The sequence below is a fragment of the Herbidospora sp. RD11066 genome (assembly GCF_054661255.1).
In genome coordinates this window covers 1-270 of sequence record NZ_BAAGDO010000162.1, presented here as the reverse complement: position 1 = coordinate 270, position 270 = coordinate 1, and the positions used below count along the sequence as shown (strand labels likewise).

The 270-nt window shown below is 56.3% G+C and carries 1 protein-coding gene and 1 pseudogene; both read left to right on the top strand.

From position 1 onward, the window contains the following. Window positions 1–53: pseudogene (locus ACYQ78_RS39645) on the top strand (hypothetical protein); the annotation flags it as partial. A 15-nt stretch (window positions 54–68) separates the two neighbouring features. Then, window positions 69–270, top strand: a 202-nt coding sequence (locus ACYQ78_RS39640) for a hypothetical protein (RefSeq protein ID WP_459806149.1), incomplete at its 3' end; no start/stop codon positions are given.

Here is a 270-nt window from a genome sequence, read left to right as displayed (position 1 = left end):
ATGATGGTGAGTGGCAAGATGGTAAAGCCCACGGTCACGGAACCTATACATCAAAGCAGTCGAAGTATGTGGGTGACTGGCAGAGCGACCTGAAGCACGGCCAAGCTGTCGAGGAGTGGGACGACACGTCAAAGTACACGGGAACCTACTCGCATGGGCAGAAACATGGCAAGGGCAGGTTTGAATGGCCTGACGGCTCGGTCTACGACGGCGAGTTCCGCAACAACAACGTTGAGGGTGAAGGAACCTTCACCTGGAAGGACGGACGGC